The sequence below is a fragment of the Salinibaculum sp. SYNS191 genome (genome assembly GCF_037338445.1).
Taxonomy (GTDB): Archaea; Halobacteriota; Halobacteria; order Halobacteriales; family Haloarculaceae; genus Salinibaculum; species Salinibaculum marinum.
In genome coordinates this window covers 3,551,029-3,566,630 of record NZ_CP147838.1, presented here as the reverse complement: position 1 = coordinate 3,566,630, position 15,602 = coordinate 3,551,029, and the positions used below count along the sequence as shown (strand labels likewise).

At 68.0% G+C, this 15,602-nt stretch carries 16 protein-coding genes and 2 pseudogenes; 9 read left to right on the top strand and 9 right to left on the bottom strand.

The window, feature by feature from the left end:
* The first annotated feature begins 54 nt into the window (after nt 1-54).
* Nucleotides 55-1,284, top strand: a complete 1,230-nt coding sequence (locus WDJ57_RS18500) for an aryl-sulfate sulfotransferase (protein WP_338902434.1) — start codon at nt 55-57, stop codon at nt 1,282-1,284.
* A gap of 55 nt (nt 1,285-1,339) precedes the next feature.
* On the opposite strand, the gene WDJ57_RS18495 is transcribed toward WDJ57_RS18500, so the two are convergent.
* The 3 genes from WDJ57_RS18495 to WDJ57_RS18485 form a co-directional block, all read right to left on the bottom strand.
* Nucleotides 1,340-1,525, bottom strand: coding sequence for a DUF7576 family protein (locus WDJ57_RS18495; protein ID WP_338902432.1), 186 nt, complete (start codon nt 1,523-1,525; stop codon nt 1,340-1,342).
* Between the two features lie 86 nt (nt 1,526-1,611).
* Entirely contained in the window at nt 1,612-2,793 is a 1,182-nt protein-coding gene (gene glmU, locus WDJ57_RS18490; protein WP_338902431.1) for a bifunctional sugar-1-phosphate nucleotidylyltransferase/acetyltransferase, read from the bottom strand.
* 59 nt (nt 2,794-2,852) lie between these two features.
* Nucleotides 2,853-3,023 carry a hypothetical protein gene (locus WDJ57_RS18485; protein ID WP_338902430.1) on the bottom strand — a complete coding sequence of 57 codons (171 nt, stop codon included), beginning with the start codon at nt 3,021-3,023 and terminating at the stop codon, nt 2,853-2,855.
* Nucleotides 3,024-3,122: 99 nt separating this feature from the next.
* Between WDJ57_RS18485 and WDJ57_RS18480 the strand changes: the two genes are divergently transcribed.
* Nucleotides 3,123-3,296 (top strand): hypothetical protein, encoded by a 174-nt coding sequence (locus WDJ57_RS18480; RefSeq protein ID WP_338902428.1) that lies wholly within the window; start codon nt 3,123-3,125, stop codon nt 3,294-3,296.
* 7 nt (nt 3,297-3,303) lie between these two features.
* Nucleotides 3,304-3,687, top strand: coding sequence for a response regulator (locus WDJ57_RS18475; protein ID WP_338902427.1), 384 nt, complete (start codon nt 3,304-3,306; stop codon nt 3,685-3,687).
* 49 nt (nt 3,688-3,736) lie between these two features.
* Here WDJ57_RS18475 and gcvPB read toward each other — a convergent pair whose 3' ends face one another.
* Entirely contained in the window at nt 3,737-5,152 is a 1,416-nt protein-coding gene (gene gcvPB, locus WDJ57_RS18470) for an aminomethyl-transferring glycine dehydrogenase subunit GcvPB (protein ID WP_338902426.1), read from the bottom strand.
* Complete coding sequence (gene gcvPA / locus WDJ57_RS18465) at nt 5,149-6,483, bottom strand: aminomethyl-transferring glycine dehydrogenase subunit GcvPA (protein ID WP_338902425.1); 1,335 nt, start codon at nt 6,481-6,483, stop codon at nt 5,149-5,151. Before gcvPA ends, gcvPB begins: the two co-directional genes overlap by 4 nt.
* Before the next feature lie 180 nt (nt 6,484-6,663).
* Here gcvPA and WDJ57_RS18460 point away from each other — a divergent pair, with 180 nt between their 5' ends.
* Nucleotides 6,664-7,092, top strand: coding sequence for a DUF7539 family protein (locus tag WDJ57_RS18460; protein WP_338902424.1), 429 nt, complete (start codon nt 6,664-6,666; stop codon nt 7,090-7,092).
* Nucleotides 7,093-7,199: 107 nt separating this feature from the next.
* Here the strand turns inward: WDJ57_RS18460 and WDJ57_RS18455 are convergent.
* Nucleotides 7,200-7,982, bottom strand: a pseudogene (locus WDJ57_RS18455) (CBS domain-containing protein); the annotation flags it as partial.
* Between the two features lie 38 nt (nt 7,983-8,020).
* Here WDJ57_RS18455 and WDJ57_RS18450 point away from each other — a divergent pair.
* A complete protein-coding gene (locus tag WDJ57_RS18450; protein ID WP_338901937.1) occupies nt 8,021-9,187 on the top strand; it encodes an ISH3 family transposase in 1,167 nt (388 codons plus the stop codon).
* 152 nt (nt 9,188-9,339) lie between these two features.
* On the opposite strand, the pseudogene WDJ57_RS18445 reads toward WDJ57_RS18450, so the two are convergent.
* The 3 genes and pseudogenes from WDJ57_RS18445 to gcvT all read right to left on the bottom strand — a co-directional run.
* A pseudogene (locus WDJ57_RS18445) lies at nt 9,340-9,801 on the bottom strand (CBS domain-containing protein); the annotation flags it as partial.
* A gap of 235 nt (nt 9,802-10,036) precedes the next feature.
* On the bottom strand, nt 10,037-10,414 hold the full coding sequence (gene gcvH, locus WDJ57_RS18440; RefSeq protein ID WP_338902421.1) for a glycine cleavage system protein GcvH: 378 nt from the start codon (nt 10,412-10,414) through the stop codon (nt 10,037-10,039).
* Entirely contained in the window at nt 10,411-11,499 is a 1,089-nt protein-coding gene (gene gcvT, locus WDJ57_RS18435) for a glycine cleavage system aminomethyltransferase GcvT (RefSeq protein ID WP_338902420.1), read from the bottom strand. Before gcvT ends, gcvH begins: the two co-directional genes overlap by 4 nt.
* Before the next feature lie 133 nt (nt 11,500-11,632).
* Between gcvT and WDJ57_RS18430 the strand changes: the two genes are divergently transcribed.
* The 4 genes from WDJ57_RS18430 (at nt 11,633) to WDJ57_RS18415 (ending at nt 15,590) form a co-directional block, all read left to right on the top strand.
* Nucleotides 11,633-12,592 carry a M48 family metalloprotease gene (locus tag WDJ57_RS18430; protein ID WP_338902419.1) on the top strand — a complete coding sequence of 320 codons (960 nt, stop codon included), beginning with the start codon at nt 11,633-11,635 and terminating at the stop codon, nt 12,590-12,592.
* A 73-nt stretch (nt 12,593-12,665) separates the two neighbouring features.
* Nucleotides 12,666-13,112 (top strand): NYN domain-containing protein, encoded by a 447-nt coding sequence (locus WDJ57_RS18425; RefSeq protein WP_338902418.1) that lies wholly within the window; start codon nt 12,666-12,668, stop codon nt 13,110-13,112.
* 39 nt (nt 13,113-13,151) lie between these two features.
* A complete protein-coding gene (locus WDJ57_RS18420; RefSeq protein ID WP_338902416.1) occupies nt 13,152-14,003 on the top strand; it encodes a TatD family hydrolase in 852 nt (283 codons plus the stop codon).
* Between the two features lie 156 nt (nt 14,004-14,159).
* Entirely contained in the window at nt 14,160-15,590 is a 1,431-nt protein-coding gene (locus tag WDJ57_RS18415) for an alpha/beta fold hydrolase (protein ID WP_338902415.1), read from the top strand.
* The last annotated feature ends 12 nt before the right edge of the window (nt 15,591-15,602 follow it).

The window sequence follows — 15,602 nt, the reverse complement described above, 5'->3', positions numbered from 1 at the left end:
GAATGCTGGTCGACGCGGTTACTGGCTGCCGGAGCTGTGGTGCTGGTCGTGAGCATGAGCCTCAGCGCAGTCGCCGCCCCAGCCATCGGGACTGGCGGCGGCGCGGGCCAGTTGACGCTGGTCGGCTCGCAGGGAGGCGGGCCTGGACTCCACCAGGATGGCAGCGTCTACCTGATGAACGGGTCGGACACTGTCTGGCGCGAGGGAAGCGCCGAGAGCTACTTCGACGTCGAACGGCTCCCGAACGGGACGCTCCTCGCCGGGTTCATGCAGAGTGGCTACAGCGACTGTGGCCCCTACGACTCGCCCTGTACGCACACCGGCTACCGGCTCATCGACCCCGACGGACCCCGCGTGGTCGGCGAGTACAGCTACCCGGTCCGCTCGACGACCAACAGCGAGGTCCACGCGGCCACGCCGCTGCCCGACGGCAGCGTCGTCGTCTCCGACATGGAGTACGAGCGAATCTTCGTCAGAGACGAGGGCGAAATCGTCTGGGAGTGGCGAGCCAGTTCCTTCTACGACGCGCCCGACGACCCGACGACGACCGACTGGCTGCACATCAACGACGTGGACTACATCGGCGAGGACCGCTTTCTCGTCTCGGTGCGCAACGCCAACCAGATTCTGGTCGTCGAGCGCGGAGCGGGCGTCGTGGAGGTCATCAACGAGGACCGCGACGACAGCGACGACGGTGACTGCACGCGGGGCTCGCAACTGCGGGACACCGACGGCGACGGCGACGTCCGCTGTGGCGACCCCGACCTGCTCTCCCACCAGCACAACCCCCAGTGGCTCGCCGACGGCTCCGTCCTCGTCGCCGACAGCGACAACGACCGGATAGTCGAACTCGCGCGGACCGACAACGGGACGTGGGAACGGGTCTGGACCCTCTACGGCACGGGGAACCTCCGCTTCGACTGGCCCCGGGACGCGGACCGGCTCCCGAACGGCCACACGCTCATCACGGATACGTTCAACAGCCGCGTCGTCGAGGTGGACCAGCGCGGCAGGCTGGTCTGGGCGGCGTCGACCCTGCGGACCCCCTACGAGGCCGACCGGCTGCCGACCGCGGAGCCGGTCGGCGCGCCCTCGGCCGTGGGGAACGGAACCATCGCGCCCACGGCCACGGGCGACATTCCCGTGCTGACGGAGCTGACCTTTATCGCGCACGCGGCGGTCCCGGAACTCCCCTTCTGGTTCGGCGAGGCACAGCTCGCGAGCGTGCTGCTGGCGTTGCTGCTGGCGGCGACCGGTCTCGTCGCGGAAGCGCGGGGCTGGTAGACGCAATCCGGCGGAGAGCAAGAGAGGGGACCCGACGTCGAGGGGCGGCCGCGGGCTACTCGCCGTCCCAGTCCATCCGGCAGTCGTCGTCGCAGAAGTGCGCGCTCTGTACCTCGCCACTGTCTATCCACGTGATGACACGGTGGCGCGGACTGTCGAGAATCGTCGCGCCACAGGTGGCACACGCGGGTGCGTCCTCCTCGGAGACGTCCTCTCCGAGGTCCGAAGTCGGGTCAACCATCTTGGTTGCTACCTCGTGATGCCCCTACTTAATCCCATATATCGACGCCCATCCTTCACGATTGTCCGGCGGGGATAGGTCGCCGCCTAGCGGTCCCGCGTCACCGTCTCGCCGGGCCGGGTCCGCGCGCCCGTCGACAGCGTGACGCCGGCGTTCAGGGTCGTGTCGATGCCCGTCTTCGCGCCGTCGCCGACGACGATTCCGAACTTCCGGCGACCCGTGGAGACGCGCTCGCCCTTGACCGTCAGGCGCACCGGTTCGTCGTCGTGGCGGAGGTTCGCCACCGTCGTCCCCGCGCCGAGGTTGGCCTCGCGCCCGAGGACGCTGTCCCCGACGTAGGAGAGGTGGGGGACGTTCGTGCCCTCGCGGACGACGGTGTTTTTCAGTTCCACGCTCTGGCCGACGTGCACGTCCTCGCCGAGCATCGTCGCGCCGCGGACGTAGGCGTTGGGCCCCACCTCCGCGCCGGACCGAATCAGGACCGGTCCCTCGACGACGACGCCGGGTTCGACCGTCGCGCCCTGCTGGACGACCACCGTCCCCCGGAGGTCGGCGTCCGCGGCCACGTCGCCCGCGACGTCGCGCTCCATCTCGCCCAGTTTCCACTCGTTGGCCGCCAGCAGTTCCCAGGGCCGACCGACGTCGAGCCAGCGGTCGAGTTCGACGGCGGTGACGTCGAAGGCGTCGACGACGCGGGCGACGACGTCGGTGATTTCGTACTCGCCGCGTTCGGATTCGGGCACGTCCAGCCACTCCCGGGCGGCGTCGGGGAAGACGTACGCGCCGGCGTTGGCGAGGTCCGTCGGCGGGTCCGCGGGCTTCTCGACGATGCCGGTCACGCGGTCCCCCTCCGTCGAGAGGACGCCGTAGCTGGACGGGTCGTCGACGCGGCGGGCCGCGATAGCGGGGCCGTCGTCGAACAGCGCGGCGATGCTATCGCCGTCGTAGAGGTTGTCGCCGTTGAGCACCGCGAAGTCGCCGTCGAGGTGCGGGCGCGCGGCACGGACGGCGTCGGCGGTGCCGGCCTGTGTCTCCTGGACGGCGTAGGTGACCGGGACACCGCGATACTCGTCGCCGAAGTACGCCCGGACCGCGTCGGCCTCGTAGCCGACGACGAAGACGAGTTCTGACGCACCCGCCTCGACGGCGACGTCGGCGGTGTGGGCCGCCAGCGGGCGGTCAGCGACCGGGAGCATCGGCTTCGGCGTCGTCTCTGTCAGGGGGCGCATCCGTGTTCCCTCGCCGGCGGCGAGGATGACAGTCTGCATACTGGGGACGTACGCTGGGGGCGGTAAATGGCTACCGCATCCTGCAACCTGGTCGCCCGTCAGCGCCGCTTCTTCCCGCGCCGGGCCGACACCGGGGCGCGGTCCTCGAACGACCGACCGCAACTCGGGCACAACCCCTTCTCGAAGAACACTGTCGGCCCGGCCCGGGTCTCCGGGTCCCACCGAACCCGGTAGCCACAGGCCTCGCAGGTGGTCGTCTGTCGTGCCATGGAAGACACGACGTGGCCGGTGCCCATAACTCTCCGGGCGGGTGTCGGCTGACGGCGTAAACCCGTAATTTAAATTGAGACGGGGACGAACCCCTGCCCATGGCGCTAGAGATGGAACACGAGTGTCCGCACTGTGGCGAGACGCGGACCTTCTGGAAGGCCGCGAGTACGGAGATGCACCTCGGGCGAAAGGAGAAGTGGCACTGTTCGGAGTGTGACTACGGTTTCGTCCGCATCGACGGAGCCGTCGACACGGGTGCGGAGGCCGCCTGAAGCGGCCATGGGGAGCGACATCCGCGTGCTCGTCGTCGACGAGGACCAGGACGTCCTCGACCTCACCGTGACGTTCCTGGAGCGCGAGAGCGACGCGATAACCGCCCTCCCCGAGTCCAGCGCGAACACCGCGCTCGACAGAATCCGAACAGAGGACGTCGACTGCGTCGTCAGCGACTACCGGATGCCCGAGATGGACGGCCTGGAACTGTACGACGCCGTCGGGGACCACGACGGCGACCTCCCCTTCTTCCTGCTGACGGCCGCCGACGACGCCGACACCGCGGCCGCTGCCGAGGCGGCCGGCGTCACCGGCTTCATCCGCAAGGGCGCGGGGACCGAGCACTACACCGACCTCGCCGACCGCATCGAGACGGCCGTCGGAGAGTAGACGACTCGCGGTCCGGCGCAGACACGCGCCCCGAAACGGTACCCGTAGACTACTCGTCGAGCGCCTGCCACGAGAGCCGGGGCGTGCGGGCGGCCGCCACCTGGTCGATGCGCCGGGCGGCGGTCGAGGAGGGGGCCGATTCGAGCGTCTCGTCGTCCTCGCCGGCCACCGCGTCGAACGCCTCTGCCAGCTGGTCCAGCGAGCGCTTCGTCTCCACCTCCGTCGGTTCAGTCATCAGCGCCTCGTCGACGATTTCCGGCCACTTCGTCGTCGGCGGGTGGACGCCGTAGTCGAGCATCCGCTTCGCCACGTCGGCGGCGTCCTGCTCGCCCGCGCTGGCGACGAACTCGTGGTGGAACGGTCCGAACGGGACGTCGTACTCGATTTGCTCGGCGAGGTAGTTCGCGTTCAGCACCGCCGTCGCCGCGGCGTCGGCCAGCCCCTCGTCGCCCAGGCGGGCGATGTAGCCGTAGGCCTTCAGCAGGACCGGCCAGTTCCCGGAGAATCCGTGGACCTTGCCGATGGTGTGCTCGGGGTCGAACCGCTCGAAGTGCCCCTCGTCCGTCTGCCTGACCCGGGGCGCGGGCAGGAAGGGTGCGAGGTCGGAGACGACGCCGACCGGGCCGGCACCGGGGCCGCCGCCGCCGTGGGGCGTCGCGAACGTCTTGTGGACGTTGTAGTGCATGACGTCGAAACCCATGTCGCCGGGGCGGGCCTGTCCGAGCAGGGCGTTGAGGTTCGCGCCGTCGTAGTACAGCAGGCCGCCGGCGTCGTGGACCATCTCGGCGATGGTCTCGATGTCGCGCTCGAACAGCCCGAGGGTGTTGGGGTTGGTCAGCATCAGCGCCGCGGTGTCCCCACCGACCGCAGCCTCCAAGGCATCGAGGTTGACGCGGCCGTCTTCCGCGCTCGGCAGTTCGACCACGTCGAAGCCGGCCATCGCCGCGCTGGCGAAGTTCGTGCCGTGGGCGCTGTCGGGGATAACGACCTCCGAACGGTCCTCGCCGTTGTGCTCGTGGTAGGCCTTGGCGACGAGGACGCCGGCGAACTCCCCGGCCGCGCCGGCCGGCGGTTGCAGCGTCACCGCGTCCATCCCGCCGATGCGCGCCAGGTAGTCCTGCAGGCCGTGCATGACGCCGAGGACGCCCTGGACGGTCCGCTCGTCGCGGTCGGGATGGACCCCCGCCGCGGGGAGCGCTGCCAGGTCCTCCGTGAACTTGGGGTTGTACTTCATCGTACAGGAGCCGAGGGGGAACGGACCGCTCTCGACGCCGTAGTTCATCTGCGAGAGCCGGGTGTAGTGGCGGGCCAGTTCTGGTTCCGACAGCGCCGGCAGGGAGAGCGAATCCCGCGTCAGGTCGTCGGGCAGCGGCGAGTCCTCGACGTCGACCGTCGTGGTGTCCTTCTCGGAGAGCAGTGGCTCGTACCGGTCGGCCTCCGACCAGCGGGCCTGGTCGTAGTTCATTTCGCCGCCACCTCCATCGCCGCGACGAGGCCGTCGACGGCGTGCTCGTTTGTCTCGGTCACGCAAATCTGGATGTAGTGTTCGCCGACGGCGTGGACCGCGTAGCCCTCGGCGGCGAGGTCCGCGACGACTGCCTCCGCCGGCTGGTCGACGTGCGCGACGAACTCCCGGAAGTGGTGGCGGTCGTGGGCCGGTGCCTGCACGCCGGGCACGTCGTTGAACCTGTCGGCCGTCTCGCGGGCGCGGACCACCGCGTTCTCGGCCAGGTCGACCAGCCCGTCGGGACCGAGGCTGGCGACGTGCATCGCGGTCCGCAGGGCGACCCACGCCTGGTTCGTGCAGATGTTGCTCGTCGCGCGCTCCTTGCGGATGTGCTGTTCGCGGGTCTGCAGCGTCAGCGTGTACGCGCGCCGGCCGGTCGCGTCCTCGCCGGCCCCGACGAGTCGGCCGGGGACCTGCCGGAGGAACTCCTCGCGGGTGACGAAGAGGCCAAGTCCCATGCCGTAGGCCGACCCGACGCCGAGCGTCGCGGCGTCGCCGACGACCACGTCTGCGCCCACGTCGGCCGGGCGTTCCAGCAGGGCGAGCGCGACGGGGTCGGTGCCGAGACAGAACAGCGCGTCGTGGTCGTCTGCGAGGTCACCGACCGCGTCCAGGTGCTCCTCGATGGTGCCCCGGACCGTCGGCGTCTCGGCGTAGACCATCACCGCGTCGTCGGCCATCGCGTCGGCGAGGGCGGCGGTGTCGACGTTCCCGTCGTCCATCGGGTAGGTGTCGACGGTCAACTCTGCGCCCTCGGTGTAGTTCTCCAGCACCGACCGCTTCTCCGCGCGCATCAACTCGGGGACGAGCACGCGAGACCCGCTGGTCGCCCGGACCCGCGCGGCGAGCGTGGCGGCCTCGCCGAGTGCCGTCGCGGCGTCGTAGACCGAGCAGTTCGCCACGTCCAGCCCCGTCAGTTCGACCAGCATCGACTGGTACTCGAACAGGGCCTGCAGGAAGCCCTGGGCGATTTCGGGCTGGTACTGGGTGTAGGAGGTGAGAAACTCCTGGCGGTCGGCCAGGTGGTCGACCAGCGACGGGACGTAGTGGTCGTAGTGCCCGCGGCCCAGAAACTCCACGAGGTCGTCGTTGCGGCCGAGCAGGCGGCCGACCTCCTCGGTGACCCGCTGCTCGCTCCGCGCTTCGATGCCGAACTCGCCGTCGAACGCGACCGGCTCGGGGATGTCGAACAGCGCGGCCTCGCTGTCGACCCCGAGCGCGTCGAGCATCGCCCCCCGGTCCTCTGCCGTGTGCGGCGCATACGGGCTGCCGCGTCGATTATCGCTCATGGTGGGGTGAGATAGCGGGCTCTACTCCTGCCGAAAGTATCAGCGTTCGGTTTCGCGAACAGGTCTGGGTCGCCGCCCGGCCAGACCCCGCTCGCGTTCGGTTCGCCGCTTCGTGCCTGGACATGCACTGAGCAGAGCCACCGCACGAACGTTGATTGCCCCAGCCGTCCACCTAGGAGTATGACCGAGCTTCCAGACGAACGACAGCTCGTCATTCGGGCGCGTTCCCGGTTGGACCAGTGGACGAAAAAGGCCCGGATGGAGGCGTACGCTGAACTGTTCGAGGGTGACGATCCCATCCTCCCCCCCGAAGAGATACAACTGCTCGACGCGCTCGACTCCGAGATGGAGCGAGAGGGTGGCGATGGTGTCTGGGGAACCGATCAGTACGGAATCCACACGCCTGGGGCCGCTGGTTCGAAAACCTCACTCGGCGTGGTCTGCGTCTATCACCCCCAGATAACCAAAGACTCCGTCCTTCGGGGGGCTGACGAACTCGACGACGAGACCGAAGAGCGACTCAATGCCGCACTCTGGCAATACAGTGAACGGGTTGCGACACTCATCGAAAGAGAACTCGACGAGTTCATCCGTCAAACGCGGAGTTAGGCCCCGACTCAGGTTACGTGCGGGTCGCCTACTGGCCCGGGAACCTGCGACTGAAAAAATGCCCAGCGACGGAGAGGCCATCGAGATGTGGGCCGGACTTCGTGTATTCAGCCACCAAGCCACCAACCGTAGAGCTGTTCCTGCTCGTCTGTATCCGGATGCTTTTTCGACTGGCCGTAGGTCTTGCCCTTGAGAAGCTGGCGTTCGACGGCATTCGCCGCGAGACGGAGGGCGTGGGAGGCACCGTACCCCTCCCCATCGGCAGTGAAGTAGCCGCGGTCGGTGACCAGCCGGATTCGTGCCAGCACCAGCGGCACACCCCGGCTCTGTTCCTTGTGCTCCTGGAGTTCGATGCTGGCCTTGATGACGCTCATCTCGCCGTATTTCGTGGTCATGCCCTCGATCAGCGCGGCGACATCATCGTAGTCCATGCCCTCCAGCAGGTCGAGCCCGAACACCTGCACGGCGTTCCGGTCGTCGCGCTCCCAGGTGAGCGCCTCGATGACGTCCGTCTTCGTGATGATACCGACCGGCTCCTCGGTGTCGTCGGCCGTGACGACGAGCGAGGAGATTTCCCGCTCGAACATCGTCTCGACCACCGCGTCGAGCGGTGCGCTCCGCTCGACCGTCGCGACTGCGTCGGACATCAGGTTCCGTACCGGAAGATCGAGCATACGGTCGGCGTCGCCCTCGCGCGCGCCGAACCCGCCACGGTTCTGTCCACCGCCGCCGCGACCACCGAAGCCACTCGACGACCCGCCCTGGCTCTTGTTGCCGCCCCGCGTCGTGAACTCGATGACGTCGTACAGGCTCAGCATTCCCACGAGGTCCTTCCCGTCGACGACCGGGAGATGGGCGATTCCGGCGTCTCGAAGCAGATTCAGTACTTCACAAAGCCGGTTAGTTGAGACGTCTGCTTGCTGACGGTGTGTCCAATACCCAGCAAGCAGACGGTGAAATCCACGAGGACCAGCTCCTTAACTTCCTCGTCAACCAGCTTGACGAGGAAGTAGGGCTCAGCCTCGGTAGCAACGCAGAAATCGATACTGAAGACATCTACGAGGTCCTCGTCGGCGCCTGCGCCGACGGGACCTCAATCTCCGAACTCTGTGAATCCAGTGACGATTCACCCCACAAAAACACGGTTCTGTACCATCTCCGCGAGAAATTCGACCTTGCGTCCGTTGAACGAGTTGGGAACGCGCTTCTCCAGAAGGACGTGCTGGAGATCCTTCCCGAGCAGGTGGAGGTCGTCGCCGACCTCCACCTGCGGCCCTACTACGGTGACGAAGACGAGACAGACGGCCTCTATCATTCAGAAGCCAAGCGTGGAACCACCGCGTTCCACGCCTACGCGACACTCTACGCGCGTGTGAAGAACAAACGCTACACGCTGGCGGTGCGCCGTCTCGTCGACGGCGACACCGCCAGCACTGTCCTCGCAGCGTTTCTCGGAATTCTTGACGGCCTTGACCTCAGCGTCAAGGCCGTCTATCTCGACCGCGAATTCTACGATAGCAAGTGTCTCACGCTGCTTCAGGTACACAACCACGCCTACGTGATGCCGATCGTCCGGTGGGGAAAGAAGATCAAGCAGGTCCTCTCGGAAGGATGGAGCCGTGTCATCCAACACGATCTGACGGCGAAACTCGACGGTCACAGCTGGACCGTCGAGTTTCCCGTCTATATCGACTGTACCTACCAGAACGGGCGATACGACGAACACGGGGTGGCGCGTCACGGCTACGCCGCTGACGCGCCGTTCATTGACACGCCACGTGAAGCCCGATACCACTACGCCAAACGCTTCGGTATCGAGGCCAGTTATCGGCTCTCCGAACAAAGTATTGCGACGACCACAACGCAGAATCCGGTCGTACGGCTGTTGTACGTCGTAGTGAGCCTGCTCCTACAGAACGTGTGGCGGTATCTGCACTGGGAGTTTGTGGCGACGCCCCGCCGTGGCGGGCGTCGCCTCTGGAAGTGGCCGTTCACGGAGTTCATCAGGATGATGTGTCGGGCAGCGTGGACGGCCCTCGCGACGCGTCGGGCCGTCCCCGCAAACCGGCCACCTGACGACCGGTTCCACCGGTAGTCACCGACCGAGCACGCCTCCACGTGAGTGGCGACGCTGTCGCGTCGGCGGCTGACCGCCGCCGACAGCGACAGCTCCCTCTTTTCCCAGCGTCACTTGCTCGCTACTAACGGCTCATCAGGACAGACTGGTGAGCTCAGATCGGGTTAGCTGGCGACACCTTGTGAGGTACTGAGATTGAGTGCTTTCCCGATCGTGGTTTCGGGGCTCGCACTGATCAGCTCTGTCGTGTAGGCGTCGTCAACGGTCGCTGCGTCGAGAAACGGACGCACGGCTTCGAGGACGGCATCGCCAGTCACCACACCGACGACGCGGCCGTCGTCGAGTACGGGGAGCGTTTTGGCGTCGCTACCGATCATGAACCGCGCGACCTCGCGAACATCCTCGGTGCGGTCGACCGTCGGGACGTGCTGTACCTGTGAGCCGACCTTCGCAGACGGCTGGTTGGACGAGGACGCTAGCTGTCGGCGACTAACGACGCCGCGATACTCGTCGCCGTCCGTTACGACGACGGCGTCGAGTTCTTGATTCTCGAATGCCCCAGCGACCTTCGAGAGCGGTGTGCCGATGTCGAACTCCGTGAACTTTGTCGAAAGAGTCTCTGAGATATCCATGTGTAACTCTTTACTGGAGGAGCGCTGGACGGTTATGCTTGTTACACCTTTCATTTTGAAAGGAGAGGTATGCTGAGTCCTACTGAGGAATAGGGATACGTTTCTGGGACAGACTCGCGATACGTCGAGAGCCCCGGTCGCGACCTCCGCACCGATTCGATATAGCGGAATGGAGTTTATCCCACGGCAACGGCAGTGACCCTTCTCTTCAGCGAAACCGACGAAAACAGCCGACTTACGCTATCTGCTCGCGGTACTCGTCGGGTGATAGCAGGTCGTCGAGGTCGGCGTCGGTCTCCAGCTCTATCATCCAGCCCTCGCCGTAGGGGTCGTCGTTGACGAGCTCCGGTTCGTCCAGCAATTGCTCGTTCGTCGCGGTGACGGTCCCGCCGACGGGGGCGTAGATATCGGAGACCGCCTTGATGGACTCGACGACGCCGAAACTCTCCTCGGCGTCGAACTCGTCGCCCTCGTCCGGGAGTTCGACGAAGACCACGTCGCCGAGTTCGTCCTGTGCGAAGTCGCTGATGCCGACGCGGACCGTGCCGTCTTGCTGGCGCACCCACTCGTGAGAGGCCAGGTAGCGCAGGTCGTCGGGAATCTCGAAGCTCATGAGAGAAATGGCGTCGCGGTGGTACGTGCTTTCTTCGGTTCGCCGCGGATGACCACGCGGACCGACCGGTCCGGTTCGGCGTACTCGACCGGCAGGTACGCCAGCGCGATGGCCTCGCCAAGCGTCGGACTCATCGTCCCGCTGGTCACCGTCCCGAGGTGGTCGCCGTCGGGTGTCGTCACGTCGTAGCCGTGGCGGGGCACGCCGCGGTCGACCAGCGTCAGCCCGACCAGTTCCGACTCGTGGCCCTCGACGGAGATTCCTTCGAGGGCATCGCGGCCGACGAACTCGGTGTCGAGTTTCACGACGAACCCGATGTCCGCCTCGTAGGGCGTCCGCGGGTTGTCCTCGGGGTGGAAGTCCTGCCCGGAGAGCAGGAACCCCATCTCGAGACGCAGGGTGTCCCGGGCACCGAGACCGCAGGGCTGGCACTCCAGCGCCGACCAGACGGTCTCGGCGTCGTCCCACGGACAGAGCAGTTCGAAGCCGTGCTCGCCGGTGTAGCCCGTCCGGGCGACGAGGGAGTCGACGCCGGCGACGTCCCCCGCGGAGATGTCGAACCGGGCCATGTCGGCGAGGTCGACGTCCGTCACCCCGCCGAGCAGGTCGGGAGCGTCCGGCCCCTGGACGGCAATAATCGCGTACGCCGTCGTGCGGTTCTCGACGGTCGCGTCCAGCCCCCACTCCTCGCGGTGGGCCACCCAGCGCTCGTACATCTCACCGTCGTGGCCGGCGTTGGGCACGAACAGGTACTCCGCGTCCGCGCCCGCGGGGAGGTTGTAGACGACGGTGTCGTCGAGCATGATGCCGTCCGCGTCGGTGATGGCGGCGTACTGTGCCTCGCCGGGGTCGAGCGCGGCCACGTCGTTGGTCGTCAGCCGGTTCAAAAGCGCCGTGGCGTCGGGGCCGGAGACAGCTATCTCGCCCATGTGCGAGACGTCGAACTTCCCGACCGACTCTCGGACGGCGGCGTGTTCCGTGCGGATGGAGTCGAACTCGACCGGCATCTCCCAGCCGCCGAAGTCGGTGAACTGTGCCCCGGCGTCGTCGTGTGTGTCGCGCAGGGGCGGTTCCCGGAGGTCCATGCCCGTAGCGTCGCTCGCCGGCGTCCTAAGTCTGTGGGACGCACAGCCCGAGGAGGGATTTAAACTCCATGTTGCGATATCAAATCGCCACCTGACCGGTACTCGTTTTGACCGCCACGACGTACCGCCGGACATGCGCAGGTTCTGGGTGCGGGCGCTGATGGCCCTGGTCGGCATCGCGGTGTTCGTCGTCTACGGCAGCGCCGCCATCGGCGGCTACCTCCTGCTCTCGTGGCTGTTCGCCGAACCCCCGGACCTGCTGACGGCGCTGGGCATCGTCGCGGCGTTGACCGTCGTCGCGGGCTATCTGAGCTACCGGTTCGGAACGGCCCGCCTGCTCGGCGGGTTGCACGTCCGCGAACTGCCGCGGTCACGAGCGCCCGAGGTCTACCGTCGCCTCGACCGCCTCTGTGGAGAGATGGACGTCACACCGCCGCCGCTGCTGGTCGCGGACCTCGGCGCGCCGAACGCGCTGTCGCTCGGTGGCCCCCGGCGCGGGACCCTCGTCGTCGACCGCTCGCTGCTGGGGCTGTTGACCATCGACGAACTGGAGGGGATTCTCGCGCACGAACTCGCGCACATGGAGACCTACGACACGTTCCTCCAGACGCTGGCAGTCAGCACGATGCGGAGTCTGGCCGGCCTCCTGTCGCTGTTCCTGCTCCCGCTCGTTCTCGTGTTGCACGGCACAGACCGGGCGCTGGCCTGGGTACGCGGGCGACCGACGGACAGGCGACCCGGACTGGCGGGTCGGCTCCGCCGCGGCGTCGAGATGCTGGTGGGCGTCCTGTTGAGCGTCGCGACGCTCGCCTTCCTGGCGTACTCGCGCCGGCGGGAGTTCAGGGCCGACGAGCGCGCCGCGGAGGTCACCGGCAAGCCCGTCGCGCTGGCGCGGGCGCTGTCGAAGATACAGCGGGCGACGGACCCGACCTGGGGGTTGCGGTCGTTGCTGTACATCCACGGCGACGAGCAGGACGACAGCCTCCGTCGGCTGTTCTCGACGCACCCGCCCGTCGAGGACCGCGTCGACCGGCTGGTCGAACGGGCGGGCCAGCCAGTCGACGCCCAGTACGTCGGCCGGCTGTGGCCCTGACTACACCTCGGTGGACTCCCCGGACTCGACGGCCGTGCGTCAGCGATAAGCCACCCGGCGGTAAAGTGGACGCATGGGACTGCTCGACAGGTTGTTCGGGGACGGCCGGACGCGGGTAGGGCTGTTCGTCGACGGGCCGAACGTCCTCCGCGACGAGTTCGACGTGGACCTGGACGACCTGCGCGCAATCGCCGCGGAGGACGGCCCGCTCGCCATCACCCGGCTGTACCTCGACGAGCACGCGACGCCGAAACTCATCCAGGCCGCCGAGGCGCGGGGATACGACGTCGTCACCACCAGCGGCGACGTGGACGTGCGGATGGCCGTCGACGCCACCGCGGCGGTCGCGGACGGGGCCATCGACGTCCTCGTCGTCGCCTCGCGGGACGCCGACTTCAAGCCCGTCCTCGAACACGCGGCGCGGGAGGGCGCGAAGACCGTCGCCATCGCGCCGGGCGCGTACGGCCGCTCGGACGCGTTGCGCAACGCGGCCCAGCGCGCCGTCACGATGGAAAACTGAGACGAACCGCTTTTGCGCCGCGCTGCCGGACGTGTAGTCATGACCGCGTTCGAGCCGATTCTGGACGACCACATGCACTTAGACCCCGTCAACGGCCGCGGCGTCGAGGCTGCCGAGGAGTTCGCGGGCCGCGGCGGGACCCACCTGCTCGTGCTGAACAAGCCGTCCTGGCACCTCGTCGGCGACGTGGACGACGTCGACGGCTTCCGCGAGACGTTCGAGATAACCGTCGACGTGACCGAGGAGGCGAGCGAAGTGCTCGACGGCCGCGCCTGGCCGGTGCTGGGCGTCCACCCGGCGCTCATCTCCCAGCTCGTCGACCGCGGCTACACGCCGGCGGAGGCCCGCGACCTGATGCAGGACGGTCTGGACGTGGCGGCCGACTTCGTCGCCGGCGGGCCGGCGCTGGCGATAAAGAGCGGCCGCCCCCACTACGACGTCGACGACGACGTCTGGGACGCCTCGAACGAGGTGATGCGCTACGCCTTCGAACTCGGCGCGGAGACGGGCTGTGCCGTCCAGCTCCACACCGAGGGCGGCGAGGACTTCACCGAGCTGACCGAGTGGGCGGAGGACCGCGGTCTCCAGCGCGAGCGCGTCGTCAAGCACTTCTCGGGCGGGGCCGTCACCGGCCCGATTCCGAGCGTCATCGCCAACGAGGACGACCTGCTGGAGGCCTGCGAGCGGGACCGACCGTTCATGATGGAGACGGACTACATCGACGACCCGGACCGGCCGGGCGCGGTGCTGGGGCCGAAGACGGTCCCCAAGCGCGTCGAGTGGCTCGTCGAGGAGGGCTACGAGGCGGAGATGCGGCGGGCCCACGTCGAGACGCCGGCGCGCGTCTACGGCATCGACACGCAGGCGACGCTGGACGGAACGGACGCCTGAGGCCTGCTGCGAGCTGTTCCGGTCGATTTTTGGCGTCGCAGTGACAACCGTCACGGACGCGCCCGGAGTTGGACCCACCATGACAGATACGACCTCCATCAGTACCGCCCGAATCGTTCCCGACCACCAGAGACCCGTCCAGCCGGAGGAGCGGCGATGACCGAGCGGACCCGTCGGTCGCTGCTGCGGACGCTGGGCCTCGTCGCCGCCGGCGGCCTGGCGGGGTGCGGACAGGCGGCCGATTCGACGGCGACGCCGACGACGACACCGACGGCGACGGGAACGCCGACCGCGACAGAGACGCCAGAGGAGACGCCGACCGCCACGCCGGACGTCGACATCGACGAGCGCGCACGGACGCTCGTTCGGCGGCTGGACGCCGGCGAGTACGAGTCGGCGGCAGCGATGTTCGCGCCCCAGTCCGGCGTCGGCGCGTCGACGCTGGAGGGCGCCTGGAACGGTGCCCGACAGCAATTCGGGAGCGTCGTCGCCATCGAGGGGACCCGCCAGACGACTGTCAGCGGCTTCGAGGCCGTCGTCGTGGTCGTCCAGTTCACCGAGGCGCTGCGGGGCGTCCGCGTCGTCTTCGACGGTCAGGGACGGGTCGCCGGCTTGCAGTTCGTCGAGGCGACCCCCGACGAGCCGTGGTCGCCGCCGGCGTACGTCGACCGGGACGCCATCGCCACGACGAGCGTGACCGTCGACAGCGCCTGCGGCCTGCCCGGCGAGGTGACCGTGCCCGCCAGCGCGACCGGGACCGACGGCTCGGGCGTCCCGAGTTTCGTCCTGCTCGGTGGCTCCGGACCGACGGACCTCGACGGGTCGCTCGGCCCCAACAGGCCGTACAGAGACCTCACCTGGGGCGTCGCCAGCACCGACGGGGCGTCGTCGCTGCGGTACACCAAGCGCACGGCCGTCTGTGACGTGTCCTCGACGGGGCTGGACATCGACGACGAGTACACGGACGACGCGCTCGCCGCTATCCGGACGCTGCGGAACGCGGACGGGGCCGACCCGCAGCGCACCGCCGTCGTCGGGCACAGCCTCGGGGCGGTGCTGGCACCCCGCGTCGCCGCCCGCGCGGAGAACGTCCCCGGCGTCGTCCTCCTGGCCCCGTCGGCGCGGCCGCTCCACGAACTGTACGTCCAGCAGACGCGCTACCTGGCCGAACTCGACGGGACCGTCACCGACGCCGAGCAGGCGCGCATCGACGAGGTGACCGCCGCCGCCCAGCGCATCGCCGACCTGGACATCCCCGAGGGCGAGACGGTGCTCGGCGGGGGTCGGGCCTACTGGCAGAGCCTGCAGGAGTACGACGCCATCGCGACCGCCCGGCAACTGGACGTCCCCGTTCTCGTCCTCTTCGGCGAGCGCGACTACCAGGTGACACAGGCGGACGTCCAGGGCTGGCGGGACGGGCTCTTGGGAGTCGAGAACGCGACCGTCGAGACGTATCCGTCGCTGAACCACCTGTTCGTTCCCGGCGAGGGACAGTCCAGCCCGGAGGAGTACACCAGGCCAGGTCACGTCTCGGAAGACGTCGTGAGAGACGTCGGCGAGTGGCTGTCGGCGCGCTGGCAGGCGTAACGGGTCTCGCGG